Here is a 24,109-nt window from a genome sequence, read left to right as displayed (position 1 = left end):
AGGATACGGGATGCCTGCCGAAAGGACTTACCGGGGGGCCATCTCCGACCCATCCTTCCTCACGAACCGGCCCGGCTGCGGGACCCCGTCGGTCATCGCACGCGGCTCCAGCTTGTTCTCGCACCAGCGGTCGAGTGTGTCGCGGTCACCGACGAACTCCATCCTGGGGACCGCGTAGCCGCAGGAGGTCTGGACGGCGTCGACGTCAATGAAAAAGGCCTGCCGGACGTAGGGATGGAAGTCGGCGGAGAACGCGTGGCGGTGCTGAAGTAGCTCTGGAGCGTCCAGGTCCACGCGCCGCCCCCGGCCGTACAGCCGAAGGACCCCGGTAGGCCCATCGAAGCTGCATACCATGAGGGTGATGCGGTCGTTGCCGGCGAGGTGTTTCGCGGTCTCGTTTCCGCTGCCGGGATAGTCCAGGTATCCGACAAGGTTCGGGCCCAGTACGCGCAGCAGCGTGCGGCCTTTCGGCGACAGGTTCACGAGTCCGTCCGGGTCAGCACCGGCAGTCGCGACAAAGAATATGTGCTGCCTCTCGATGAGTGCTCTTCGGGCGTCGTCGATATGGTCGTACCAGTCGGCCATGTGTCCCTCCGGCCAGGTCTTGCTGTGTTACCCCTATGGTGCGCCGCGGGGGGCCGTTCGCGTAACGACCATCGCCCGGTCCAGCGAGACGCCGATTGGCCCGTTTTGAGGTTAGAGGAACGGGTTGGCGGCAGCGGCGATGCCGAAGGTCTCCGCGACCGGACCGCGGACGAGTTGCCCTTTGTACGTGCTCAGCGACTCGGCCAGCGCACGATCCCGACTCAACGCCCCATCAAGGCCGAAGTTCGCCAGTGCTTCGACGTACGGTAGCGTCGCACTCGTCAGCGCCTGGGTACTGGTGGCCGGCACCGCGCCCGGCATGTTTGTCACGCAGTAGTGGACGACGCCTTCCTCGATGTAGATCGGGTCGCTATGGCTCGTCGGTCGGCTGGTCTCTGCTGCGCCGCCCTGGTCGATCGAAACGTCGACGATGACTGCTCCCGGGCCCATCGATCGCACCATCGGCCGCGTGACGACCTTCGGTGCGGCCGCTCCCGGAACAAGCACTGAAAGGATCGCGAGGTCGGCGCCAACCAGTTCCTCGGCCACTCCTTGCGGCGAAGAGACGCGCGTGCCGATGCGCCCACCGAAGTTCTCCTGCAGATAGTGCAGCCGGGCGAGGTCCCTCGACATGACGATGACGCGTGCATCGAGGCCCATCAGGACTCGTGCCGCGGCGGTCGCCACCGTGCCGGAGCCGATGATGACGACTTTGCCGGGCGGGACGCCGGCGACGCCGCCGAGGAGCTTGCCTCGCCCCGGGCCGGGATGCTTAAGCAGCTGCGCGCCGATTTCCGCTGCCATCCGTCCGGCGACCTGCGACATGGGCGCGAGCAACGGGAGGTAGCCGTTTGATGTGCGTACCAGTTCGTAGGCGAGGGACGTGCAGCCGGATTCCATGAGCCGTTCGGTGAGTTCCCGTTCGGCCGCCAGGTGGAGGTAGGTGAAGAGCGTGAGGCCCTTCCGCAGGAAGCGGTATTCGCTCTCCACCGGCTCCTTCACTTTCACGACCAGGTCGCAGGTCGCCCAAACCTCATCTGCGGTCGCGAGCGGCTGGCCACCGGAGGCGACGTAGGCGGCATCTGAGTGGCCCGACTTTTCGCCGCAACCAGCTTCGAACACCACATCGTGGCCATCAGCGGTGAGCGCGAACGCCCCCTCTGGAGTGAGGCCCACGCGGGCCTCGCCGTCTTTACGCTCCCGTACCGTTCCAACTCGCATCGTCGCCCCCTGGCCTCGCCGTCCCAATCGTACACACGTCAACCGATCTTTCACCTGAAATGCCGGAAAGGCCGCCCACGGGGACCGTGCTGGAGAACCCGGGGTGTGCCGACGCTCATAGCAAATGGATGCCGTTCCCGCGCGGTTTGCGGGCAGGGGAGAGGGACGAGCGATGCAGCACGGGCTATCTCGGTCAGATTCGAAACGCTGGCGCCTCGCGGTGGCGTTTGCGGCGTTCGGGCTGCTCGCCTGGGGGTTTGCTGCTGCGCTCACGGTTGCTCCCGCGGACGCCCAGTCTGGCGGCGGGGAGCAGTTCCACGATGTCGATGCCGTCCTCCTCGTGGAACAGGACGGCGAGTTCTTCTACGTAAAGATCGAACTCTTTGTTTTCGACAACGGCGACGGGACGTTCGCCCAGGCAGCAGAGTCTGCCAGGGCCGAAATCGCGGCCCGTTTCCCTGGCGCGCTCCTGCTCGAAGATGAGTCGGTGAGCGCTGCCTACGTGACCAGCGGCTTCAAGTGGATGTCGCCGCCCGTTGTCTGGGGTTACAACAGCTCAGGGGCGCCAGGTGGCCTCTCCGGCGCGAGCGCGGCACTCAGCGCCGCAGCGAACACCTGGGGCCAGCAGGGCGCTCCGGTCTCGCTCAGCGGCGGCGGGGCCAGCGGCGCGGGCACGGGCGCCTGCGGCGGTGGCGGCACCGACGGCACGAACACGGTTGGCTGGTCGGCACAGGGGGGTTCGGTGCTCGCGGTCACTTGCACCTGGTTCAGTTCCACCGGTAGCCCGTTCAAGCCGGCCGTCGAGTTCGACATGCAGATCGACCCGGAGTGGAACTGGACGACCGGCAGCCCCATCCAGGTCGACCTCCAGAGCGTCGCCCTCCACGAATTCGGGCATGCCCTCGGCCTGAATCACTCGGCCCAGTCTGAGGCCGTGATGTACCCCAGCTACACCAACGGCACGAACAAGCGCACGCCGCAAGCCGATGATGTGGCCGGGCTCCAGGCCATTTATGGCGTGACCGGCGGCCCAACGAACACACCTACCAACACGCCTTCCGCGACGAACACGCCGACCAGGACACCCACGCCGGGGGCCACTTCAACTCCGACAAAGACGCCAACACCGGGGAACACGCCGACTCCCGGTGGACCCACTTCGACACCGACGCAGCCACTGCCAACGAGTACGCCGACTGTACCGGGCTCGACGGCTCCGCCAACGACCAACACTCCAGCGCCGACCGCAACGCAGCCGTTGCCAACGAGCACTCCGACCCAGGCGGCCTCAGCGACACCGACGCCCGGGTCTTCCCTTCCGCTGTTGCCAGGGGCGAACCTGCTCGCCTGGCCCGGAGGCGATGCCCCGATCGCGCAGGCGGTTGCCGGCGTGCCGAACCTGAAGGTTGTGTACGCCTATGACCCGGTGACGCGCTCGTGGACCCGGTACATTCCCGGTGCTCCCTCGGTCGTGAACAACCTGCTGACGCTGAAGCAGGGCGTGGCCTACTGGTTCATCGCCACCGGAGCAGCCCAGGTCCCCTTCCAGCCCTGAGGCCCGGATACGAGTCCTGCAGCCACCCTCCTCTCCACGAGCAGGGTGGCTGTGCGTATCCCCGGTCGCAGCGACGCGGGAGAATGCTTGTTCGAGCGGGAGCGCCCGGGAGGAGTCGGGGTGATCCGTAACGTCGTCGTGGTGGGGCTAGTTTCCGCAATGCTGGCGGCTATGTCCGGGTCCTGGTTCGCGTCAGCCTCCGAAGGCAGTGCCGGCGTCTACGCGGTCGAACTCCCCATCGCGACCTCGGGCGGTGAGGTACGGCTCAGGTTCGATGTAGCAGCCGGGTCGCTGGAAGAAGCGGAGCAGGCGGCGCGGACAGCGGCGGCCCGCCTGGCTCCAGACGCAGAAGTTTGGCCCCCGTCTTCCGCGTCTGCGGCCTGGCAAAGCTGGTTGTGGCAATGGGCGCCCGGTGAGATCCCTGTGCCCGTGGCATACAACCCCGTGGACGCGCCACCGGGCGTCGGCCCGGCTGCTGTCATCGCCGGGTTGCAGGCGTGGTCTTCGGTTGCGACATCATCCTTCCGCTTCAGGTACGCGGGGATCACGGACCACACGGCTTCGATCCTCCAGTCCGGGCCAGACGGAGAGAATGTCGTCTCGTGGGCCTCGCTCCCGTGCGAAGTCGGATGTGTCCTCGGCATCACGTCGAAGGGAGCCGCCCGCGAAGTCGACATGCTCCTCAACAGCAACCCCGATGCCGTGCAGCAAATGGGGACAGAGGCGACGCTGGACTGGCGGACCGTGATCCTCCACGAACTGGGCCACATGGCGGGCCTGGAACACTCTTGCCCGGCGCCGTTTGGCCCATGCACGGCTGCCGAAGCGACGGCGGTGATGTATTGGGCGTACACCGGGACACTCCGGAAACTGGCGCCCGACGACATCGCCGGGCTCGCAGCGCTGTACCCGCTTGCGGGGCCCCCTCTTCCGTCTGCCTCCCCGCCGCCGGGCGCAACGCCCGCACTGACGCCGTTCCCCGAACTGACGGTCATCGTGGAGCGGGGCTGGAACCTCCTGGTCCTCCCGGCCGGTCCGATCCCACCAGTCGCCGCGGCGCTCCCGTGTATTGAGGCACTCTACGAATACCGCGATGAGGCCTGGACCGCATGGATCCGCACGGTAACGGCGGGCCTGCAGGGCTTCGCGGAGATCGTCGAGGGCAGGGCCTACTGGGCCTGGTCACGTGGGTCCTGCGCCCACATCTTCCCTTGAGACCTACCGGTATCGGCTCTCATCGAGGGTCAGGTAGAAGAAGTCGCGCTCTCGTGTGCCGAGGAAGTTCGCCGCAGAGGGCGACATGCTGTCCATGAATTTGTCGGCTCTCACGCTGCCGTCGGGCTGCGGGTAGAAGAGGGCGGTGCTGATGTACGGACCGTTGATGTCCAGCTGCATCGCCATGTATGCCCCGGCGGAGTACATCGCCTTCGCGAGGGTGTCGGCACTCAGGGAGTTGCCCGCACCGATGAGCAGGTTCCCGTCTTTCGTGATCCCGACGGCCGAGCGCCAGGTGATGAACTCCGAGGAGTTTACGTTCACGTAGCCCCAGGTATCGTTCCCTTCCGTCGTCCGCCTGCTCACCTGGCCGCCGTCGACAAGAAGGATGACGTTCTGGCGGCAGGCCTCGAAGTTCTCTTCCCACGTGAAGTCGCGGCCATATTCGCCCATCTTCAGCGTCCCGTCCTTGGAGACGCAGAGCGTGGCAAGGCCGTTCCGCATCTTCATGTATTCCTTGCCGTTCGCCACCATCCCGTAGCTCCCGTGCGGGCCCTTGAAGCCGCCGTTGAAGGCGACCAGGAGGGACTTGTAGTCGTCCTTGGGGATGACACCGGGCCCTTTCACACCCCGATCGCCGCCGGGTTCCAATGTGCCGCCGACCATCTTCAGGAGGATGCGCCGCTTGTCGACCAGCAGGACGCCCACGGACGCATACGGCCTCGACTTGTCTGGTCGGATGAAGGTCTTGGCCATGAGCGTCTCGCCGGCGGTGTTGCGGGGCAGGCCGGTGGTGCTCCACGTGCCTTCGCCCGGTTGAGGGTCGCTGAAGATGACCTGTGTGACGGGGAACTGCATGGGGAGCGGGCCAAGGGCTTCTGCGGTCAGGGTCTGCCCGCCGTCCCGGCCAGTGCCGACGAAATAGGTGACTTCCCGGGCGGCGCTCTGCGGCACGAACTGGACCTGGAGTTCCTTCGTCTCGAAAGGATTCTCTTCGCCGCCCAGCAGCCGGTACTTCACCTTGTGGGCGCGATCCTCGACCTGGAAGGCCCAGCCTTCCAGGCGGGCGGTGTTTTCATCGCCGATGACCTTTCGCGAGAAGTCGGCTGCTTGCGGGGCGATCTGGTCTTTCTGGCTGTATGCGCCGCCTGCACCGACGACAAAGAGGGCGGCCGCGGCGAGGAGTGCTCGCTTCCAGGTGACTCGACGGCCCCTCGCGGGGCCGGACTGCCCCGGCGCTTGAGCTCCGTCCGCCAGCTGGTCCGGCTCGGAGGCCGAGGACGATGCGCCCTGCGCCAGTGCCTCGGCGGCAACCGGCTGCAACAATTCGGCGCGCCGGATACTAATCCTCCTGAGCATCAATGCGAAGTCTAGCAAGACGTAACCAAGCGGCAATCAAGGCTGCCCAGTCGAGCGCGGATCCTTACCGGAGGAGCGTTTCCACCGCGCGCCCGAACTCCACCGGGTCCGTCGTATCGATGCTGACGTTGTGGACATCCACTCCGAGTTCCTCGTCTTCGCGAATGCGCGAAAGGCACTCGTCCGCATTGCCGGAGAAGCCGAGGTCCTGGAGCAGCTCATCGGGGATCGCCGCCGCGCCAGCCGCCGACCCGTGGTCGTCGAAAGCCTTCTTGATGGCGGCCGCTTCGTCAGCGTACCCATAGCGGGAGAGCTGGTTGTAGTAGAACGTCCCCATCCGGGCGATGTAGAACGCCATGAAGCCCCGGCCTTTGTCTCGGGCAGCCGGGTCGTTGCTCACCGTGACGCCGCCTGCTTTCACTTCGATGGCTTTCGGGTCTCGTCCCGCCGCCGCGGCCCAGCCGCGGAATTCGTCGATCTGTTGCTTGAGCGCGCTCCGCGGGATGAATGCGGGCATCCAGCCATCGGCGACCTCGGCGGTCATCTTCACGCTCTTGGGGTGGAGCGTGGCGAGGTACACCGGGATGTGGTCGCGCACTGGCTTGAACCGCAGGGTGAAACCCTTGTCGAAGTTGAACCACTTCCCGTGGTACACGAGTTTTTCGCCGCGCATCAGCATGTTGATGACCTCGACCGTTTCGCGGAGGCGGGCTAGCGACGGTTGGAAGGGCACTCCGTGGAATTGCTCGACCACGTTCGCGCTGGATGCACCCAGCCCGATAATCGCGCGGCCGCCGCTCCACTCGTCGAGGGTTGCGAAGTGCTGTGCGAGCGCTCCCGGCGTCCGCGAGTAGGCGTTCACGATCCCGGTAGCGAGCTTGATCCGCTCGGTCTTTTCAGCGATTGAGATGAGCAGAGAGAACGCATCCCTGGCCCAGCCTTCGGGCACCCAGAACGAGTCGATACCGGTTTCGTCGGCGATCTTCGCCAGCGAGATGGCATCCTCGCGCTTCATGTCGAACTGCCAGGTAATCCCTACGGAGAGTTTTCGGGTCATGCGGGGCCTCGGATTAGTGGTGTGGTGCGCCGACGATACCCCAGCCGCTCCGAGCGCGCTCCCGGGCGGGGCGCTATTCGCTGCGGTGCGAGTTGGGCGAGCTGGTATGTGCCAGGCCTATGGCCCCGCCCGAGGGGCGTTCAACCGATAGCTGGGAGCTATGGCAGTCGTGGGAACTCCCGGTTTGACTGCCTAACTGCCGGACTGGTCCTCTCGTAGATTCGGCTGAGAGCCACCCCTGTTCCAGGCAGTCGGCCCGCGGACTCCTCATGGCTCGCGAGCTGGCTCCTGGGAGGGAGTCCGGGCTTGTGGAGCTACGCCGGTGCAAGTGGAACAACGACTCTCGGTCCTGCGCCAGGGTATGCGGATTCGGAACCGCAACGGACTTCCAGTGGGCTTCGTCCGCGAAGTAAGCGGGCGCTCAGTACTCGTTGGCGAACCCCAGGGCCCACGGGTCTTCTGGATCGACGGTTCCATGGTGTCCGGCGTCGAACGAGGCGAAGTCGTCCTTGGCACGGGAGAACCCATCAGCCCTCTCACCTGATCCCGCAGCCCTGGAGCCGCCCTACACTGTCTCCATGCGCATCCTCGCGATCGACATGGGCACGGGCACCCAGGACATCCTTGTCTTCGATGCCGCCCAGCAGGTCGAGAACTCGGTGAAGCTGGTGATGCCGTCCGCGACCGAAGTCGCGGCTCGCCGCATCCGCCGGGCGCACGCTGCCGGCAGGAAACTCGTCCTGACCGGTACCGTCGCCGGCGGTGGCCCCTGCTCCTGGGCGCTGGAGGACTTCCTGAAGGCCGGCGGCGCCGCCTTCGCAACACCCGAAGCCGCCCAGACCATCGATGACGACCTTGACCGGGTGCGTGAGCTCGGCGTGACGCTCGTCTCGGAGGACGAGGCGGCGTCCATCGATGGCGACCGGGTTGTCCTCCAGGACCTGGACATCGGCGCCATCCGCGCGGCCCTCAGTGCATTTGAGGTGCCCGGCGACTTCGATGGCTTCGCACTCGGTTGCCTCGATCACGGCGCTGCTCCTCCGGATGTCTCCGACCGCGTTTTCCGGTTCGAGCACCTCCGCCGCGTGGTCGAAGGGCGGAACGACCTTCTCGCGTTCGCGACGGATGCAAGTGCGCTTCCCCACTACCTGACGCGGGCCCGGGCGATGTGTGGTTCTGCCGCCGGTCAGGGGCCGGTGGTATTCATGGACACGGGTCCTGCAGCAGCACTCGGTGCGCTGCACGATGAACGCGTCGGCGGCGCCGCGGAATCACTCGTCATGAACCTTGGAAACATGCACCTGCTCGCGTTCCATCTGCGCGGCCGTCGAATCGCCAGTCTTTTCGAGCATCACACGGGCGAAGTCACTTCCGAGCAGATCGAATCGTTCGCGATGCAACTCTGCGCGGGCACCCTCCAGCACGAGGCGGTCTTCAATTCGAAGGGTCATGGCGCCTTCCACGCCGACCGATCCCTCGTGCGTCCCGCCGTGCCCGCTACCGTTGCTGCGACCGGACCTCGGCGGGTGAAGATCCGCGAGACTGCGCTCGCGCCCTACTTCGCGGCCCCTCTCGGCGACATGATGATCGGCGGCTGCTTTGGGCTGCTTCGGGGATTCGGGGAATGCAATCCTGCAGCCGGCGAGGCCATCGCCTCCCGCCTGGGCCCGGTACCCGGGTGATCCCGGTAGTGCGCGTACTCTTCGAACGTGCGCTCGCCCGCCGGGAGTCGCTCCTGGGCCTCGTTGAGGTGGTACCCGGCGACTATTGGACGCGGTCCGCTGGAGGCGACTCCTGGACGGCGTACACACACCTCGCGCACGCACTTACGGCCGATAATGCCCTCGCGGATCTGGCGGACCTCCTGGCGGGCGGCGCCGGTCCAGTACGGCTCACCGCTGCCGCCATGTATGCCGAGCGGGAACGAAGCATCCAGTCGTCGGCGGACCTTTCGCCGGCAGCACTGGTGGTGCAGGCACGGCGATCGCGCGACCGATTGACTCGCCAGTTCGGACTCCTGGCGCCGGCAGACCTCGACCGCGCACTGGTCTGGGAACTTCCCGGCGGATCCTGGCCCGCAGAGGTGTCAATCAGCCTCCTTGCCTACCTGGAGCAATGGGCTGTCCACGACTCGGGACACGAGGGCGCCATCCGGGCGGCGATTTCCACGACGCCTGACCTCTCCGCCGTCGCTCACATCCGGAGGATGCGCTAGGCCGAGCGCCGAAGGGTGCTGGACCGGACGGCGTTCTTGCCGGTTCGCTTGGCCGAAAGGAGCAGGTCGTCCGCTCGCTTCAGGACCGAGCCCGCGGTCTCGCCGGGATCGCGAATAGCGCAGCCGATAGAAATCGATGCCGGGGTGGCCTCGAACACCATGGCCCGGAGCCGGTCGGCCAGTGCGGTCGCCTGCGTAAGGGAGGTCTGGGGCATCAGGACGATGAACTCCTCGCCGCCGTAGCGCGCGACGCGGTCGCTTTCGCGGATGTTGTCGCGGAGCAGGCGCGCGACCTGGGCAAGCACTTCATCGCCGCGGAGGTGCCCGTACTCGTCGTTGATCCGCTTGAAGTCGTCGAGGTCGAGCATGAGGAGGGCGAAACGCGATGAAGGGTCTTCCGCCAGGATGCCCAGCCGTTCGAGGAATACGCGGCGATTCGCGATCCCGGTCAGGGGGTCGGTCTCCGCGAGGACGCGAGCCCGGTACTCCGCATGGCGCCAGGCAGAGCCTACGGCGTGGGAGAGCAAAGCCATGGCCGCCGCCATGACCACCATCGTCAGGAGGTCCGCGTTCACCATCAGTGGCTGGCCGCTCTTCAGCGAGATAGCCAGGCGGCCCCCGACGATGTTCACCAGGATGAAACTGGAAATGACGAAGTAGCTCCACCCGTGGTAGCGCCGGCCATAGCCAACGAGTGCGTAGAGGTAAACGGCCCAAAACGGTGACTGGGGGTGGCCCATCACCACCCACGCTGTAGTGATGCAGGAGACGTCGAGCATGGGTGTGAGCCGCTCAACGAAGGGTATCGGGCGACCCGGGATGCGGTATTGCAGGATGTAACCCGCGTGCAACAAGTGGTAACCGGCAATCCATGCGGCGCCCGCCTGTGCCGCCCCGGACCTCTCTCCGAACCATCCGAGAAGCATGCCCACCACGCAGAAGCTGGCCACACTGCTTTGCAGCAGGAGCACCTGGCGTTCGAGTTTGCGCTGGTCGCGTTCCGGCATAGCCGGAAGCACGGGGGGGCGACCCTCAGTCATCGCTCTTCCACCTTCTGCCATGTAGTTCGACACGCTCCCGCAACCGCGAAAGTAGAGGGTGGGTGACGCCGTCAACTTCGCCACTCAAGCAACGGCGCCCGGGGCCGATGATCGGAGGACCTAGATCGGGCTCCCGAATCTGGTTGATGCCGCGGAGTGCCGCCCAAGCTCAGTCGAGGGAGCGGCTCCCTCGACATATTCCTTTACGATCGCCCGCCAGGGTCCCTTCGCCCGGAGACCTGCCAGCAACCCTGCCAGCCCAAAGTTGATCCGCGTGAGGAACACCATCCCGGCGGGAACGTTGCAGTGCCGGTTGACCTGGCCGCCTATTCCCGCAGTCATCGTGTTCCGACGCACCATCTCCGCCGCCAGCTCCGGGGTGAACTCCACCTCGTCATCGAGGATTGGCGCCCAATACCAGTGCATGTGGTCGTAGACCTCATCGGTCGTGAACGGCGCGCCCGGCAAGAGGATACCCACTGCCTCGGTAGCTGCGCGCCACTCCGCCCGGTCGCCCGCGTTGAGCGCACGGATCAGCCGCTTGAAGCCTTCGATCGTCGGGACGTCGAACTCAGCCACGCATCCGTAGTCGACGAAGCCGATCTTGCCGTCTTCGAGGAGCAGGAAATTCCCGGGATGTGGGTCTCCGTTGAACAGTCCGTGGCGGTAGATCGATCCGAAGCAGAACCGGTAGATCATCTCGCCCAGCCGGTTGCGTTGGTCCTGAGGGAGTTCGCGCGCGGCGGCAAACGGCTGACCGCGCAAGAACTCCTGCACCAGGACGGTGCTGCTTGAAAGTTCGTGGTAGACGCGGGGGACGCGGACAAACGCATGGCCATCGAATGCCTCGAAGAAGCGTTGCTGCCACCGGGCCTCTCGCCGGTAGTCGAGCTCTGCCCGGATACCGTCCTCGAGGTCCCTGACGATGGTTCCGGCGTCCAGCCCTCGGGCGACGAGCCCGCCGAGTTTGATCATCATCCCCACGTTCGCCAGATCGTGGTCGATCGCCTCGCGGACGCCCGGGTACTGGACCTTCACTGCGACCGGAGTGCCGTCCGTCAGTTCCGCCCTGTGCACCTGCCCGATCGAGGCGGCAGCGAAGGGTGCCCTATCGAACGACCGGAAGAGGCGTTCGGGACCCGTCCCGTACTCCTTCTCGAATACCTGGTGCACCAGCCCGTAGCTCATCGGCGGGGCGCTCGACTGGAGCGCCGCGAGTTGTGCCGCCATCTCCTCGGGAAGCACGCCGGACATGAGTGAGAGGATCTGGCCCACCTTCATCACGGCGCCCTTCATCTCACCCATCGTCCGCGTGACATCTTCGGCGGTCCGCAAGATGGCCTGCTTCTTCTTGCGCTCGCGCGCTTCGCCGATGGCCACATGGGCCATCGCCCACCGCGCGGCCGCACTCCCGGCGAGGCGGGCCGGTGTGGCCGAACGCGAAAGCCGGTTGCCCGATATCGCGCGGTCGCTCAGGGGTTCGATTCCCGCGCGTAGTCCCACGAAATGACTTTCGTCGGGGTCACTTCAACGAGTGCCCCCGGCTCCTCGGAGCGTGCCGCATACGCCTCGCCCATCTTCTGACCGAGGTAGTGGATTGCCACCTCCCGGCCGAGCGGCTTGTCGCCCGGGAGCTCCCGCGCCGTGCCTTCGATCACCACGACCTTATACGGCGCCGTCTTCGTATCGACGACCACGCTGATCCGGGGGTTCTTCCGAAGGTTCCGCATCTTCTTGGATTCGGCGCCCGTGTGGAACAGTACCTTGCCGTCGCGCCATGCGTACCAGATGGGCATGGCATGGGGCTTGCCCGAAGGACCGGTGGTCGAGACCACTGCGATGTGCGGTTCGGCGAGGAAGTCATCGAGTTCAGACTGCGAAAGCGGCACGGGGTACTCCTGTTGTTGCGCTATCAAGCGTTGCCGAGGAGTTCGTCATCGGCAAGCAGCCGGTTCTCCGAGCGACATAAGCGTTAGAGAATCGTTAGAACCGTTAACGAGGGCCACACCTGCATCTACGTAGACTATGGATACATAGCCGAGAATGAGTACAGGAAGTCAACGAGGGAGGGGCATGTGACCGGAATCTTCTACGACCCAAAGTCGCGCCGCCTCCATGCCGTGGTCACCTGTCCGGAATCCGGCTGGCTCCTCGTCACCCACAACCTCGATGCCGGCCTGTACCACTGCCGCCGGATCATGCGCGAGTGGCTCAGTCCGGAAGACCTCTTCCTCGTCGAGTGGACGATCGATCGCGAGCGCCTCTCAGCCTGAATTCGTTAACATCTCGCAGTGACCGAGGAGTTGGCTGTCCGCCTTGAACGCCTGGACGCGGCCGCTGGGCCCGCTGCCGAGCGATTCGATGCTGGGGGGCCGCTTGGCCGAACTGCCGCGGTCTTGCCCTCGGCGTTCAACCCACCGACGCACGCACACCAGCACTTGCTGGAACGCGCTCTCGAAACGTTCGGGATAAGCAGCGCCATCGCTCTGCTGACCACCCGAAACGTCGATAAGGGACTCCACGGCGCCCCGCTGGCCGATCGTATCGGCATGCTCCTGGCACTTGGAGAAGCTTTTCCCGGGCTGGCGGTCATGGCCGCGAACCAGGCCCGCATCATCGACCAGGCTGTCGCGCTCGCGTTGCTTCTGCCCGGCGTCGAACTCGACTTCGTGGTCGGCTTCGATACGCTCGAACGGCTCTTCGCGCCCCGGTACTACACCGACATGGAAGGTGAGCTTGCGCCGTTCTTCGCCCGCCACCGTATCCTCGCCGCTAACCGGGGAGAAATGGAAGCGGCGCGTGTCAGGAAGTGGCTTGATGCCAATGTGGTCCAGTTCCGTCCCCGAATCGAAGTGCTCGAGATCGATGAGTTCCCGGCTTCGCTCTCGTCGACGCAGGTTCGGGAGGCGCTCCGCAGTGATCAGGAGGCCCTTCACGTCGCTCCAGCCGTCAGGCGATACATCGAGGAGCGCGGCCTCTACCGGTAGGCTTACGTGATCCGCGAAAGGTCCGGGCCCCCGCTCGTAGCCACTACGTGCGCTGACTCCAGCTCCGCAACCTCGGCCTCGCTCATCCCCAGCCACGAGCTCAACACACCGGCTGTATCTTCGCCCATGCTCGGCGGTGGGCCCTGGATCCCCGTCTCGCTGCGCGAAAGCCGTATCGGTGTGTCGGCGATAGGGATGGTGCCCGCAACCGGGTGCGTTACCTCCTTGATGCTCTCCCGGAACCTCACCTGTTCGTCTCCGACCACGTCGGGCACGGTGTTCACCGGGCCACAAGGGATTCCAGCTTCCAGCAGGTCCGCGTACCACTCGTGCGTCGTCCGCTTCTTGAAGGCCACGTTCAAGATCGGTTCGAGGTCGGCGTGGTTTCGGGTGCGCTTCGGGCCGGTTTCGAACCGCGCATCATCGATGAGTTCCGGGACGCCGAGCATCGCGCAGAGCAAGTTCCACTGGTTCTCCTCGCCGAATGCGAGGGCGACCACGATGTGTCCATCTGCGGTAGGGAAAGCCTGGAACGGCGTTGCGCTCGGGTGGCGGGTGCCCAGCGGGCCTGGCGCCTCGCCCGTCACGAAATAGCGCATGATCGAGTTTTCCATCACGGCGAGCTGGCAATCGAGCATCGAAATGTCGATTGCCTGGCCCCGCCCGCTTCGTTCCCGTTCGTGGAGGGCGGTGAGCACGCCGATCGTCGCGAATAACCCGGCCGTGAGGTCGCCGTACGAGGCACCCGGCCGCACCGGTCCCCCTCCAGCCTCCCCGGTGATCGACATCATCCCGCCCATCGCCTGGACAACGATATCGAGTGCTGGCCGGTCGCTGTACGGGCCGGTCTGTCCGAAGCCCGAGACGCTCGCCATGATCACCCGCGGGTTGCGGGCCGAGAGGATGTCGTAGCCGAGGCCGAGGCGTGCCATGGTCCCAGGCGTGAAGTTCTCGATGACGACATCAGCCTTTTCGACGAGCTTGAGGAACAGCTCTTTGCCGTCTCCGGAACGAAGGTCGATGGAGATGCTCTTCTTGCCGCGATTGATGCTGAAGAAGTAGCCGCTCCATCCGTTCTGGTAGGGCCCCGTGGTCCGGGAGATGTCCCCGTTCGGGGGACGTTCCACCTTCACGACCTCTGCGCCGAGGTCGGCGAGGATCATCGAAGCGAACGGCCCCGCCAGCACCCAGGTGAGGTCGAGGACGCGAATGTCTTCCATCGGACGGGGCATGCGAACTCCCGCAGGTTTGTCCCCACACTCTACGGACTAACGCCGAAACGAGCGGCTTCTCCGCCTTGCCGGGCCGGTCGCGGCAGAAGGCTAGGCGGCCTTCGCCTCACCGGGCTCTTTCCGAGAGTGGACCAGCCGCAGGAACTCATCCCTGGATGCGGCCACAGGGTCGGCAGTGCGCCACTGGTGCGCCTCCGTCAGCACCGTAAGGACGCCCGCGAAGCGTAGCCAGAAGACGCCGTAGCGATACGCCGGCATCAGTGGGATCGTCCACCATCCGTGCCAGAGCCGCCGGGAGGATGGTGGGACCACGAGGAGCGCGCTCGTGGTCCACGTTGCCGCTTCGATGAAGACGTATGCCGCATAGAGCGCCACGCCGGCCAGGAGCACGGTCGACACGTCGTACCCGAAGAACACCAGCGCCGGCATCAGGAACGTCCAGCTAACGCGCGGGAAGGCGAGCGTGTGGTCCACCAGCAGCGTGCGCACCGGCGCGAACCCCCGGTAGAACAGCCCCCTTGTCGCGAGCTTCGGGTGTGCCGCGATGACCTCGATCTCTCCGCGCTGCCAGCGAACCCTCTGGGCATAGAGCGCCCGCAGACTGGGAATCGGGTCGGTGTAGCAGACCGAGGCGGTGACGACGGACACATGTTTGTCCGGGAAAAGCTCCTGTAGTTCGAAGGTCATGAAGGTGTCTTCGCCCACAGTGCTCGTGTCGTAGAGGTAGGTGTTCAATAGCACATCACGACGGAACGCGCTGAAGGCGCCGGCCAGGGTGAAGAGGGAACGGGCCCTGGATTCGAAGCGGCGCCCGACGTTGAACCCGAAGTAGTACTCCTGGAACTCGCATTCATGGATGACCTTCATGAACCCCGAACTCCCGGACTCCGGCCGGATCTCGACCGCGCCCGTGGCAGCAATGAGGTCCTGGTCGTTTTCGAACGCTGCGACCATGTTCACGATGGCGTCTTCGTGGAGGACGACGTCGCTGTCGAGGTTGACGACATACTCGCCCTGTGCGTAGTGGATACCGACGTTGAGCGCCCACGGTTTGCCCTGGTGGAACGTCGAAAGCCAGTGGATCGAACCGGGGAAGGCTTCCTGTTGTTCCTCGCAGAAGACCTTGAAGGACGAGTCGCGGCTCCCGTTGTCGATCGCCAGGATCTCGATCAGTTCCAGGGGGTAACTCTGAGCGCGGATCGAGTCGATGCATGCTCCGAGAATGGCTTCGCTGTTGTACACGGGGATGAGGATGCTGACGCGCGGCCACTTCCCCTGGGGAGCCTTCGTCACAGGCCGGATGGGCAGCCGCTTCGCCCGTCCTGCAATGGTGGCGACGAGGTATCGAAAGGACTGGAATCCGTCGACCAGGATCGGTACGAACAGCCAGACCCCCCAGAAGCCGAGGGCGCTGTACCAGTGCTCGGCGGCCATCAGTGCGCCGCCTTGAGTCGCGCGGCCACGGTGCTCAACGTGGGGCGGGTGATTGCGAACCAGTAGATGCCGATGGCAAGCACGAAGAACACGAACCGTCCCAGCACGACGTGAGCCACATCGAGCCACCCTTGCCCGCCGTAAGCCAGGGCAAGGACGATCACGAGCATCCGTACGACGTTCGCAAGGAAGGTGAGGACCAGCGCGATCGCCAGCACTCTTGCTCGCCTTAATGGCGGGAGGGCAGGGAAGAAGGCGACGAGACCGGTCAGCGTGGCAAGTTCCAGCAGGCCGGAACACTCGATTCCAATGGTGAGGAGCGTCCATTCGTTGTGGTGCGGCACCCCCACTACCAGCAGGTCGCCGGAAGTCGCACTGGTGACGGTTGTTTGCACGCCGAGAAACCACGCGAGTTGGTCCACCGTCATCGCTGTCGCCGCGCGAAGCACTGCCTCACCGGGGACGACCGCGCGCAAGGCGACGACGAGGATGAGAGCACCTCCCGCTGCCCCCAACACGAAGTACGGCAGCCAGGCGCCGGCCTTCCAGAAGAAGCGCACCCCCACGGCCCACACCAGCGCCCCGAGCGCCAGCCAGGCTACTGCTGGCATGCGAACTTTCGCTGGACCACCCAGGCGAGTCCGGCGGCGCCCGTGGCAAAGAGCGCGAAGAGGCTCCATCCCATCGTCGAGGCGCCGGAGCACTCATAGCTCGCGGTGACCGTTTGGCGCTTCTCTGAGTCTGAAGTCGCCCATTCAGCGGTATTGGTGACCTTGCAGGCATCGCCGTCGGGCTTGAATTCTTGCGTCACCAGGAGGTATTCGCCTTTCGCAGTGGCATAGAACTTCCCGTAGCCGCCAGCAGTGATATCGCCGCAGGCAGCGCCCTCGTGCTCCTCGCAGCCGCTGATCCCGGTGTCCCATACCAGCAGGTCCGCCGGCTGGTTCGGTTCGAGCCGCCACGTCACGACACCGTCGGCGGCGGAGACGAAGGACTTGGCCACGGTGACCCTGGTAGTCGACGCTCCGCCTTTCAGGAACAGACAGGCGTGGACTTTCCCGTTTCGCTCCAGGTCTTTGGCGCTCAATTTCAGTGTCGTGCTGCTGCCAGTCGGTTCTTTGCAGTCGCTCTTCCCATTGTCGGAGAGCACGAAGTCAACCACGGCAAAGCTGGTCGTTCCGCCACCGGCCGGCCCCTGGAAGGTGACGACGTAATCGGAAACCTCGACGTCGAGGTCGACGGCATCGGTGAAGGTCTTCACCACCGTGCCTTTTGCGTCAGTGAGAGCGAGTTGCCACTGGCCGCCGGGCGAGGACGGTTTCCACTTGCCCTTCCCGCCCTCATCCCAGGTCTCGACATCCACCTTGACCTTTGCCGAATTCCCGACGGCCCCGGTCGTGGTGACCGCCGTTGCCGCCTGGGTCACGGCTGTCGTTGCCGAAGACGGGCTCGCGGTCGCGGTCACGGAGGGCGCCGGGCTTGCCGTTGCGGTCGATGTCGGTGAAGCCTGGGGTGTGGGCGTTTGCGTTGGCGTCGCGGTGGCCGTCGGCGTCGGAGAGGGCGTCGTCGGAGTCGTCCCGTCCCAGATGTAGGCGATGCAGTAGTTTTGCGAGTCCGCTGCGAAAGACTGGCCATTCCAGCCGGCCCCGTCCGCGTTGTCGCTGTTCACCCCGTCGGTGGCGCATTGCAGGTCCAGGAACGGCATCGCCGCCCGTGAAGTCACCGTTGTCGGGTAGTTGTTGACCGAGAACCGGCGTACCTGGCTGACGCCGCCGGGGACGTACGTGGTGCCGCCGGCCAGGACAGTAGTCGGTCCCCCGGCAGGCCCACTGGCAGAGGTGGAGACGGAGAATGCGGTCGTCAACTGGGAGTCGAGAAAGACTGAACCTGCGGTTGAGCCGCCCAGTTCGAAGAAGGACAACCCGGTCGTCTGGGTGCAGCCGTACGCTGCGATGTCGTTTGGCGAAGCCGGCGACCCGTTTTCGTTCGAGTTCGGGTCCTTCCCCGCTGCGACCCGGGTGTACATCGAACTCGATCCGGGGCATGTCGCGGCGAGGAAAGTGAGCCGGGCGGGCGCGGCCGCCGCGCCGGCTGCCGTCATACCGGAAGCGACGCCCAGGGCAGCGGCAAGCAGCACGAGCGCTGCGACGAGTACCTTCGCGCTTCTCATGCTGCCCTCCACATGCCGACCCGGACCGAGCTCGTCGGGTTCTCCCAGAGCGTGACGCTGACGAGTTCGGGCCCACCGGGCATGTCGGTGGTCAGGGCTGTCACGACGTTGCGAAAGATCACCGTGGCGAGGTTCTCTCCGGTTGGCTGGACGATGTCGAAGGGCTTGATTTCGTTGATGAACTGGTTGACGTACTTTCTCGCCTCTCCATCGAGGATGTCCGAAACCTCGCGGAAGCCGCAGATCATCCCGTTGTCGTCGACGCTGTCGGTGACGAACGCCCCCTGGACGCGGAATGAGTGCGTGTGGCGCTCGCCTGATGGCCGGATGGCGTGTGATGCGCCGAAGAACGAGTCGATGGTCAGTTCGTAGGCCATGCCGGCCGCCATCGAACGTTGCAGGAGCGCAGGCTCCGACGGTTGAAACCCGGCGATCGGCAGCCGCACCGGGTCCGATGCGTCCTGTGCCTGTCGCTGTGGTGAGAATTGCTTCAGCAGATCCATGCGTGCTTCGTCCCTGTTTTGGGTGGCGTTCAACCTGATAAACGGCAACAACTGACGGACGATTGAGTGGCAGTTCGGTGTCGTGAGCCTGCTTCGAACGATCGCTACGCTCTCGGGGAGGAATAGCCGAATAACCAAGTAACCAACTACTACACCCTGGAGTCTCTCGATGGACGCATCCGCCGACGCAACAGCCTGGCTGAACGGTTACGAAACCGCGATCGAGGAAGCGATCCGGCTGATCGACGCCATGCGAGGGCCGGCAGCGTCCAACCTTGTCTCGCCGATACTCCTCCGCATCCGGGCGGAACTCATCGCCCTGCGGGAATCCGGGCCCGCTCCAACTAGGAAAGCGGCCTGACTCGGCCTGTTCAGGCCGGTTCGAACTGGAGCAGGGTGACTTCTGCCGTCACGTCCTGGAAGTGCGCTTTGACCTTCATGCCGATGTTCACCGCCTCTGGCGGGCAGTTGAGGATGTTCGCCGTTAGCCGCGCCCCTTCATCGAGCTCCACGATCGCGATAGCGTAGTCACCGTCATCGTTCCATTGCGGCGCAGTCGGGCGCCGGGCAATCGTGAACGAGTAGACGGTGCCCTTCCCCGAACACTCCACCCATTCGAGTTCGTCCTTCGGGCCGTAAGGCGAAACCAGGCGAGGGTAATAGATCACCTTCCCAGTTTTCTTCGAACGTTGGAGCTTGAGTTTGTGTTCGCGAAGGCCGGCCCAGAACGGCTGCGACGCCGGGCCTGGCTCGGGGAGCGGTTTGCGGTACGGCATTGCTTCGTCGTTCATCGGTCCCTCCCGAGGATGAGCGAGACCTGCTCGCTCATGATGCCGCCGTTGCCGTTCACGAACGCGAAGTCCGGCTTCTTGACCTGACGGCCTTTGGCTCGGCCCATCAGCTGGCGCGCAGCCTCGGTGACATGCGACATGCCACCGGCAAGGCCCGCCTGGCCAAACGAGAGCTGGCCGCCGTGGGGATTCAGGGGGAAGTCACCGTCGAAGCGCAGGTTGTGTTCTTCCACGAACTTGCCGCCCCGTCCCTTCTTCGCGAACCCGGCATCTTCGAGCGAGACGAGCACGGTGATCGTGTAGCAGTCGTAGATGCTGGCGATATCGATGTCTTTCCGTCGCACGCCGGCCATCTTGAAGGCTGCATCCGCCGCCGCCGTGATCGGGCTGTGGGTCAGGCTCGGGGCGTAGGTAATGCTTCGATGTGTGGTGTGTTCGCCGGCGCCGAGCACGTACACCGGGTCGTGTTTCAGCTTGCGCGCGGTGCGGGCGCCGGTGACCACCAGCGCGGCTGCTCCCGCTACCGGCATCACGATCTCCAGCATGTGGAGCGGGTCGACGACGACCGGCGAGTTGAGCACATCCTCCACCGTAATCGGTTGGCCGAAGAAGATGGCCTCCGGGTTGTGGCAGGCGTTGTAACGCTGGGCGACCGCGATTTCGGCGAGCTGCTCGGGCTTCACCCCGTACTCGTACATGTACCGTTGAGCGATCATCGCATAGCCGTAGTTCGCGCCGATGGCCCCGTACGGGACTTCGAACTCCGAGTAGGGTGTGCGGTCGGTACGGCGTCCGGCCCAACCGGTGCTGGCCGAACTCCGCTCGCCACTGTTGCTGCGGCGCTCGCGCCGCGCGGCCGTCACGCACAGCACTCGGTCACACAGTCCAGAACTGATGGCCATCGCCGCGCGCAAGACCATGGCTGCCCCGGTCGCGCCGCCGTGGTCGACCACTTCGGCGAACTTCGCATCGATGCCCAGGTACTCGACCATGGTGGCCGGCGCAAACATCGGCGATTCAGCGAAACTTTCGGTGACGAGGCCGTCGATGTCCTTCATCTCCAGCCCTGCGTCCGCGACGGCCTGCATGCCGACTTCGGCCAGCATCCCCAGCGTCGTGGCGCCTTCGGTGTACCTGCTCGGCCGGAACTCTCCGATGCCGGCGATCGCGGCCTTCCCTCGTAATGACATAGCGACGCTCCTGGCCGGGCAGTATAGCGGGCACGACTTCCGGATTTCGACAGTCTTCCTGCATGACTTGGTCCGTTCGCCCCGCCAGATGGGTCGATTCGGACTACCAGCGGCAGGTGCGAAGCGCTACCGTTGCGGCATGGGACAGATCGAAGAGCACCTTCAGCGATGGCTCGAAGCCGGCATCCTCAAACCCGAGACGGCAGAGACCATCCGCATCTTCGAGCGAGGCCAGCCGAAGTCGGAAGCAGCGGAACGGCCGGGCGTCCTCGAAGCGCTGCTGTATCTCGGTGTCGTCGTCCTGAGCGTCGGTGTCTTCTCGCTCTTCGTCCAGCAATGGGAAGACCTGGAGTCGTGGGCGCGGCTCGCCGCGATCGGCGTGCCAACGCTCCTGCTCCTGGGAGTGGGCGCAGCCCTGCACGCCGGCGGCGAGCCGCAGCTTCAGCGCGGTGGCCAGGCTGCCTGGATGGCCACCGTCGGTCTCTTTGCCGGCTTCGCGGCCGTCACCATCAATGAATATGACCTCGGTCTCGGCGATCCCGGGGACCCTGGCGCCCTGCTCGCAATCGCGGGTGCCACTTTCGCCCTGGCCGTCATTCTCTGGGTGGTCAGTCCAACGTATCCCCAGGTCTTCGCGATCGCCGGGTCGACAGTCTTTCTCGGTCAGGCGGTGGGCAACTGGCCCGACGACTTCAGCCAGGCATTCGCCGGCATGACGATCTTCGCCATCGCCGTGGTGGCGATTGCGCTGGCCGAAGCGCGTTGGCTGACGCCGCTTCTCGCCACCCGGGTCCTGTTTTCGGGGCTCGCCATCATGGGCCCGTTCGAGGCAGGCGTGGACCGGGGCGCGATAGCCTTTGAGTTGCTGGCCGGCGCAATGGCGGCTGCGGTCATCGCCTACGGCGTGCTGCGAGCCTCCTTTCTCGTGGTCCTGGTGGGTGTCGGCGGCGCCTTCTTCGTGCTCATCAACTTCATCCTTCGTCACTTCTCGGAGCGTCTCGGTGCTCCCGTGGCGATGATGATCAGCGGAGGTATCCTCGTCGCCGGGGTCTTCTTGCTCGCCATCTACCGTCGGGAATCCCAGGGCCACAAGACAGCATGAAGACGCGTCTCTACGTCGCGGCAGTGCTCGGCGGGCTGGCATTGCTCATCGCCGTGGCGCTGGTCGTGTTCGCTTTCGGCCGCCACAACCCTTCGCCCCCTTCACTCCAGGACAATCCGCGGCCGGAAATCCCCGGACAGATCCTCTACGTGGACCAGGACTTCTGCTTCGTCCGTGCCGCCGCCTCCGGCGAGGGCGAAACGCGGCTTGCGTGCATCCCCGAGTCCTACTCCGGTGCCGCCGTCTACTGGCTCGACGACCTGTCCGCGGGCATCGTGCGCTACGACCAGCGCGGGGGCGTCCTCTGGCGAGTCGACCTCGTAACCGGAGTCCTGACCGATACCGGCAAACTGATCGACACCACCGGCGGGAAGGTGTTTCCGGGTGGACTCTATGGCGGCGCCTACGCTCCAGATGGCGCGTTCGCGTCGACCGACGAGGAAGGGAGGCTCTCGGTCATCGTCGATGGCCAACGCACCGAGATCGCCGACTTCGATAGCCCGGAATACAACCCGCCGCGGGTGCTGCTCTGGTCGCCCGATTCCCGCTGGCTCGCGTTGCAGTACTTTCCGCGCCGGGCCGAAGGACCCGAGATCTGGGTGGTCTCCCGTGATGGCGCCGTTCGGGGCACGCTCACGAAGAACGCGGGAAGTGGCTCGGTCGCCTGGCGAATCGCCGCCGAGGTGCAGCCGCCGAACCCGCAATAACTACCAGCGCTGGCCGGCAGGTGCCGCCTTGTCCGGCTCAGCATTCGTCATATGCGCAGCGCTGGCCCCCGCGCGCCAGGGCCAGCTGGTCCCGTCGGGCGCGAACTGACCCGGTTCTCCCGTTATGAGCGCGGCAGCCATAGCCAGCGCTCGCCGCGCACCCGCCGGATCGTGGACGCGGAAGATGCGGACGCCCTGCGCGTAGGCGAGGGCGCTGGCGACGTGGGTCTCCAGGTCCCGTTCGGCGGGTGGCCGGCCGTTTACACTCCCGATGAAGTTCTTCCTCGAATGCGCGAGCAGTACCGGCAAACCAAAGGTGCCGAGTTCCCCGATGCGGCGAATCGACTGGATATCCTCGTCGTGACTCTTGCCGAAGGCGATGCCCGGGTCGATCGCGATTGACTGCCGGGCGAGCCCGGCAGCCGCCAGGATGGCCAGCCTCCGTTCCATCCACGCCACCGTCTCGACAACTACGTCTTCATAAGACGGCGGCGAGTCCGGCCGGCGCTTCGGCACCGAGTAGCTGTAGTTCAGCACATAGCCAGCCCCACTCCGGCCAGCCGCTTCGGCCGCACCGGTGGTCAGCGTCATTCCGCTGATGTCGTTCACCAGTTCGGCGCCCGCGGCGAGTGCGGCTCTCGCGACCGCGGGTTTGTAGGTGTCGATCGAGACCAGGTGGCCTTCCGCCACCAGCTTTGCGACAGCACCGGCGGCCAGATCAACCTCAGTGGCTTCGTCGAGCGCTGGACGGTCCGCCCGAGCGCTTTCGGCGCCGATGTCGATGATGTCCGCCCCCGAGGAGCGCAGTTCGCCGGCGCGTCTTATCGCGGCGTCGATGTCTCGACCGACCCCATCGCCGGAGAACGAGTCGACTGTCAGGTTCAGAATGCCCATGATCAGCGGCCCGTCCAAAGGGAGCGACCGTGTGCGCAGTTTCCAGCTTCGCACCGGCTCCAGGTAATCCCGCAAGGCGGCCGCATGCGGCGAACCGGCCTCGCCTAGTGCCTGGGCCAGCATCGCGAGCTGGCTCCGGCTGGCGACCACGCGTGCCTGTGCCCCGGTGAGGTCGATGCCCAGCCCCACGACGCTCGTGGCCACCTGCAACTGCTCGCGAGCGCCTTCGAACCAGGCCGTGTGGGGAGCGTCGGGATCGGCGGCGAGATGGGCAGCGCCGGGGGGTGCGATACGGAGCGACGGGATCAACGCGCCGCTCTCGCCGCGAGCGCGTCCATCATCCGGCGCGCCTGCCAGAGATGTTCGAGGTCGTGCTGGTACATCTCGCGGGCGATCTGAAGGACGGAAACCGGCCCGCGGTAGGGGTGTTCGCCGGTCCGCTCCCAGTCGCGGTCATCGATGTCCCAGAGGAGGTAGGTGCTGCGGCGGCGGAGGTAGTGGAACTCTTCCAGGAGCTCTTCGACATCCTCTTCGATGTAGTCCTCGCGGAAAGGGATGTCATCCAGGTCCACGTTCCGGATCCCGGCGTGGCGTGATGCGAGAATCGTCTCCAGCTGTGCTTGCACGCCGCGCTCGACTTCCCTGACGTGGTAGGGGATGGCGAGAAGGCTCCAGCCCTCATCGGGTGCGCCGGCCTCACGCTGCAGTTCCCGTTCGGGGATGCCGTAGAACGCGCGTTGGAGTTCGCCCCCGGCCTCTCCGAGGGCCTTCAGGAGGAAAGCGGGATCACTTCCGGCCTGGCGAACGTATCGCATGACGGGGATTGTACGGCACCCCTCAAGCGGAATCGGC

At 65.4% G+C, this 24,109-nt stretch carries 26 protein-coding genes; 10 read left to right on the top strand and 16 right to left on the bottom strand.

Annotation, left to right across the window (positions count from 1 at the left end):
- Positions 1 to 27: 27 nt before the first annotated feature.
- Together IPG14_RS03505 and ald are read right to left on the bottom strand one after the other, a co-directional pair.
- Positions 28 to 585, bottom strand: coding sequence for a pyridoxamine 5'-phosphate oxidase family protein (locus IPG14_RS03505; RefSeq protein ID WP_343390900.1), 558 nt, complete (start codon positions 583 to 585; stop codon positions 28 to 30).
- A 111-nt stretch (positions 586 to 696) separates the two neighbouring features.
- A complete protein-coding gene (gene ald, locus IPG14_RS03500; RefSeq protein ID WP_343385124.1) occupies positions 697 to 1,806 on the bottom strand; it encodes an alanine dehydrogenase in 1,110 nt (369 codons plus the stop codon).
- Positions 1,807 to 1,930: 124 nt separating this feature from the next.
- Between ald and IPG14_RS03495 the strand changes: the two genes are divergently transcribed.
- Both IPG14_RS03495 and IPG14_RS03490 read left to right on the top strand, forming a co-directional pair.
- Positions 1,931 to 3,361: a matrixin family metalloprotease gene (locus IPG14_RS03495; protein WP_343390899.1), complete on the top strand. Its 1,431-nt coding sequence runs from the start codon at positions 1,931 to 1,933 to the stop codon at positions 3,359 to 3,361.
- Between the two features lie 120 nt (positions 3,362 to 3,481).
- A complete protein-coding gene (locus IPG14_RS03490; RefSeq protein ID WP_343390898.1) occupies positions 3,482 to 4,576 on the top strand; it encodes a matrixin family metalloprotease in 1,095 nt (364 codons plus the stop codon).
- Between the two features lie 3 nt (positions 4,577 to 4,579).
- Here the strand turns inward: IPG14_RS03490 and IPG14_RS03485 are convergent, their stop codons facing one another.
- Both IPG14_RS03485 and IPG14_RS03480 read right to left on the bottom strand, forming a co-directional pair.
- On the bottom strand, positions 4,580 to 5,935 hold the full coding sequence (locus IPG14_RS03485) for a phosphodiester glycosidase family protein (protein ID WP_343390897.1): 1,356 nt from the start codon (positions 5,933 to 5,935) through the stop codon (positions 4,580 to 4,582).
- A 64-nt stretch (positions 5,936 to 5,999) separates the two neighbouring features.
- Positions 6,000 to 6,992 (bottom strand): LLM class flavin-dependent oxidoreductase, encoded by a 993-nt coding sequence (locus tag IPG14_RS03480; protein ID WP_343385120.1) that lies wholly within the window; start codon positions 6,990 to 6,992, stop codon positions 6,000 to 6,002.
- A 328-nt stretch (positions 6,993 to 7,320) separates the two neighbouring features.
- On the opposite strand from IPG14_RS03480, the gene IPG14_RS03475 reads away from it, so the two are divergent.
- Genes IPG14_RS03475 through IPG14_RS03465 form a run of 3 tightly spaced genes read left to right on the top strand, consistent with a single transcriptional unit; the run spans position 7,321 to position 9,207 of the window.
- Entirely contained in the window at positions 7,321 to 7,536 is a 216-nt protein-coding gene (locus IPG14_RS03475; protein ID WP_343388109.1) for a hypothetical protein, read from the top strand.
- A gap of 34 nt (positions 7,537 to 7,570) precedes the next feature.
- Positions 7,571 to 8,674 (top strand): DUF1786 family protein, encoded by a 1,104-nt coding sequence (locus IPG14_RS03470; protein WP_343388108.1) that lies wholly within the window; start codon positions 7,571 to 7,573, stop codon positions 8,672 to 8,674.
- An 8-nt stretch (positions 8,675 to 8,682) separates the two neighbouring features.
- Complete coding sequence (locus tag IPG14_RS03465) at positions 8,683 to 9,207, top strand: maleylpyruvate isomerase N-terminal domain-containing protein (protein ID WP_343390896.1); 525 nt, start codon at positions 8,683 to 8,685, stop codon at positions 9,205 to 9,207.
- Here IPG14_RS03465 and IPG14_RS03460 read toward each other — a convergent pair.
- From IPG14_RS03460 to IPG14_RS03450, 3 genes are all read right to left on the bottom strand, one after another.
- Entirely contained in the window at positions 9,204 to 10,247 is a 1,044-nt protein-coding gene (locus IPG14_RS03460; RefSeq protein ID WP_343385116.1) for a GGDEF domain-containing protein, read from the bottom strand. The genes IPG14_RS03465 and IPG14_RS03460 overlap by 4 nt on opposite strands.
- A gap of 120 nt (positions 10,248 to 10,367) precedes the next feature.
- Positions 10,368 to 11,750, bottom strand: a complete 1,383-nt coding sequence (locus IPG14_RS03455; protein WP_343390895.1) for an AarF/ABC1/UbiB kinase family protein — start codon at positions 11,748 to 11,750, stop codon at positions 10,368 to 10,370.
- Positions 11,720 to 12,136: a PPOX class F420-dependent oxidoreductase gene (locus IPG14_RS03450; RefSeq protein ID WP_343385114.1), complete on the bottom strand. Its 417-nt coding sequence runs from the start codon at positions 12,134 to 12,136 to the stop codon at positions 11,720 to 11,722. Before IPG14_RS03450 ends, IPG14_RS03455 begins: the two co-directional genes overlap by 31 nt.
- 186 nt (positions 12,137 to 12,322) lie before the next feature.
- Between IPG14_RS03450 and IPG14_RS03445 the strand changes: the two genes are divergently transcribed.
- Both IPG14_RS03445 and IPG14_RS03440 read left to right on the top strand, forming a co-directional pair.
- Positions 12,323 to 12,520, top strand: coding sequence for a hypothetical protein (locus IPG14_RS03445; RefSeq protein ID WP_343385113.1), 198 nt, complete (start codon positions 12,323 to 12,325; stop codon positions 12,518 to 12,520).
- Between the two features lie 18 nt (positions 12,521 to 12,538).
- On the top strand, positions 12,539 to 13,234 hold the full coding sequence (locus tag IPG14_RS03440) for a hypothetical protein (RefSeq protein WP_343390894.1): 696 nt from the start codon (positions 12,539 to 12,541) through the stop codon (positions 13,232 to 13,234).
- Positions 13,235 to 13,236: 2 nt separating this feature from the next.
- Here IPG14_RS03440 and IPG14_RS03435 read toward each other — a convergent pair whose 3' ends face one another.
- The 5 genes from IPG14_RS03435 to IPG14_RS03415 form a co-directional block, all read right to left on the bottom strand.
- Positions 13,237 to 14,466, bottom strand: a complete 1,230-nt coding sequence (locus IPG14_RS03435) for a CaiB/BaiF CoA-transferase family protein (protein ID WP_343385111.1) — start codon at positions 14,464 to 14,466, stop codon at positions 13,237 to 13,239.
- Between the two features lie 90 nt (positions 14,467 to 14,556).
- Positions 14,557 to 15,900, bottom strand: coding sequence for a TIGR03111 family XrtG-associated glycosyltransferase (locus IPG14_RS03430; protein WP_343390893.1), 1,344 nt, complete (start codon positions 15,898 to 15,900; stop codon positions 14,557 to 14,559).
- On the bottom strand, positions 15,900 to 16,511 hold the full coding sequence (locus IPG14_RS03425; protein ID WP_343390892.1) for an archaeosortase/exosortase family protein: 612 nt from the start codon (positions 16,509 to 16,511) through the stop codon (positions 15,900 to 15,902). Before IPG14_RS03425 ends, IPG14_RS03430 begins: the two co-directional genes overlap by 1 nt.
- Positions 16,499 to 18,070 carry a hypothetical protein gene (locus tag IPG14_RS03420; protein ID WP_343390891.1) on the bottom strand — a complete coding sequence of 524 codons (1,572 nt, stop codon included), beginning with the start codon at positions 18,068 to 18,070 and terminating at the stop codon, positions 16,499 to 16,501. Before IPG14_RS03420 ends, IPG14_RS03425 begins: the two co-directional genes overlap by 13 nt.
- Positions 18,067 to 18,573 (bottom strand): 6-carboxytetrahydropterin synthase, encoded by a 507-nt coding sequence (locus tag IPG14_RS03415; RefSeq protein ID WP_343388101.1) that lies wholly within the window; start codon positions 18,571 to 18,573, stop codon positions 18,067 to 18,069. The genes IPG14_RS03420 and IPG14_RS03415 overlap by 4 nt, the downstream gene beginning before the upstream one ends.
- 169 nt (positions 18,574 to 18,742) lie before the next feature.
- On the opposite strand from IPG14_RS03415, the gene IPG14_RS03410 reads away from it, so the two are divergent.
- On the top strand, positions 18,743 to 18,934 hold the full coding sequence (locus IPG14_RS03410; RefSeq protein ID WP_343385106.1) for a hypothetical protein: 192 nt from the start codon (positions 18,743 to 18,745) through the stop codon (positions 18,932 to 18,934).
- A 10-nt stretch (positions 18,935 to 18,944) separates the two neighbouring features.
- Here IPG14_RS03410 and IPG14_RS03405 read toward each other — a convergent pair whose 3' ends face one another.
- The gene (locus IPG14_RS03405; RefSeq protein WP_343385105.1) at positions 18,945 to 19,364 is read right to left on the bottom strand and encodes a Zn-ribbon domain-containing OB-fold protein; all 420 of its coding nucleotides are present in this window, start codon (positions 19,362 to 19,364) and stop codon (positions 18,945 to 18,947) included.
- Positions 19,361 to 20,554, bottom strand: coding sequence for a thiolase family protein (locus IPG14_RS03400; protein ID WP_343385104.1), 1,194 nt, complete (start codon positions 20,552 to 20,554; stop codon positions 19,361 to 19,363). The genes IPG14_RS03405 and IPG14_RS03400 overlap by 4 nt, the downstream gene beginning before the upstream one ends.
- A 139-nt stretch (positions 20,555 to 20,693) precedes the next feature.
- Here IPG14_RS03400 and IPG14_RS03395 point away from each other — a divergent pair, with 139 nt between their 5' ends.
- Positions 20,694 to 21,656, top strand: coding sequence for a DUF2157 domain-containing protein (locus IPG14_RS03395; RefSeq protein ID WP_343390890.1), 963 nt, complete (start codon positions 20,694 to 20,696; stop codon positions 21,654 to 21,656).
- Positions 21,653 to 22,363 (top strand): hypothetical protein, encoded by a 711-nt coding sequence (locus IPG14_RS03390; protein ID WP_343388097.1) that lies wholly within the window; start codon positions 21,653 to 21,655, stop codon positions 22,361 to 22,363. Before IPG14_RS03395 ends, IPG14_RS03390 begins: the two co-directional genes overlap by 4 nt.
- On the opposite strand, the gene folP is transcribed toward IPG14_RS03390, so the two are convergent.
- Entirely contained in the window at positions 22,364 to 23,566 is a 1,203-nt protein-coding gene (folP, locus tag IPG14_RS03385; RefSeq protein WP_343390889.1) for a dihydropteroate synthase, read from the bottom strand.
- Positions 23,563 to 24,072, bottom strand: a complete 510-nt coding sequence (locus IPG14_RS03380; protein ID WP_343385100.1) for a DinB family protein — start codon at positions 24,070 to 24,072, stop codon at positions 23,563 to 23,565. Before IPG14_RS03380 ends, folP begins: the two co-directional genes overlap by 4 nt.
- Positions 24,073 to 24,109 lie beyond the last annotated feature (37 nt).

The organism is Candidatus Amarobacter glycogenicus, assembly GCF_016704105.1.
Taxonomy (GTDB): domain Bacteria; phylum Chloroflexota; class Dehalococcoidia; order Tepidiformales; family Tepidiformaceae; genus Amarobacter; species Amarobacter glycogenicus.
Note: the sequence above shows the minus strand (reverse complement) of the source record. Positions and strands in the feature narration are given on the sequence as shown.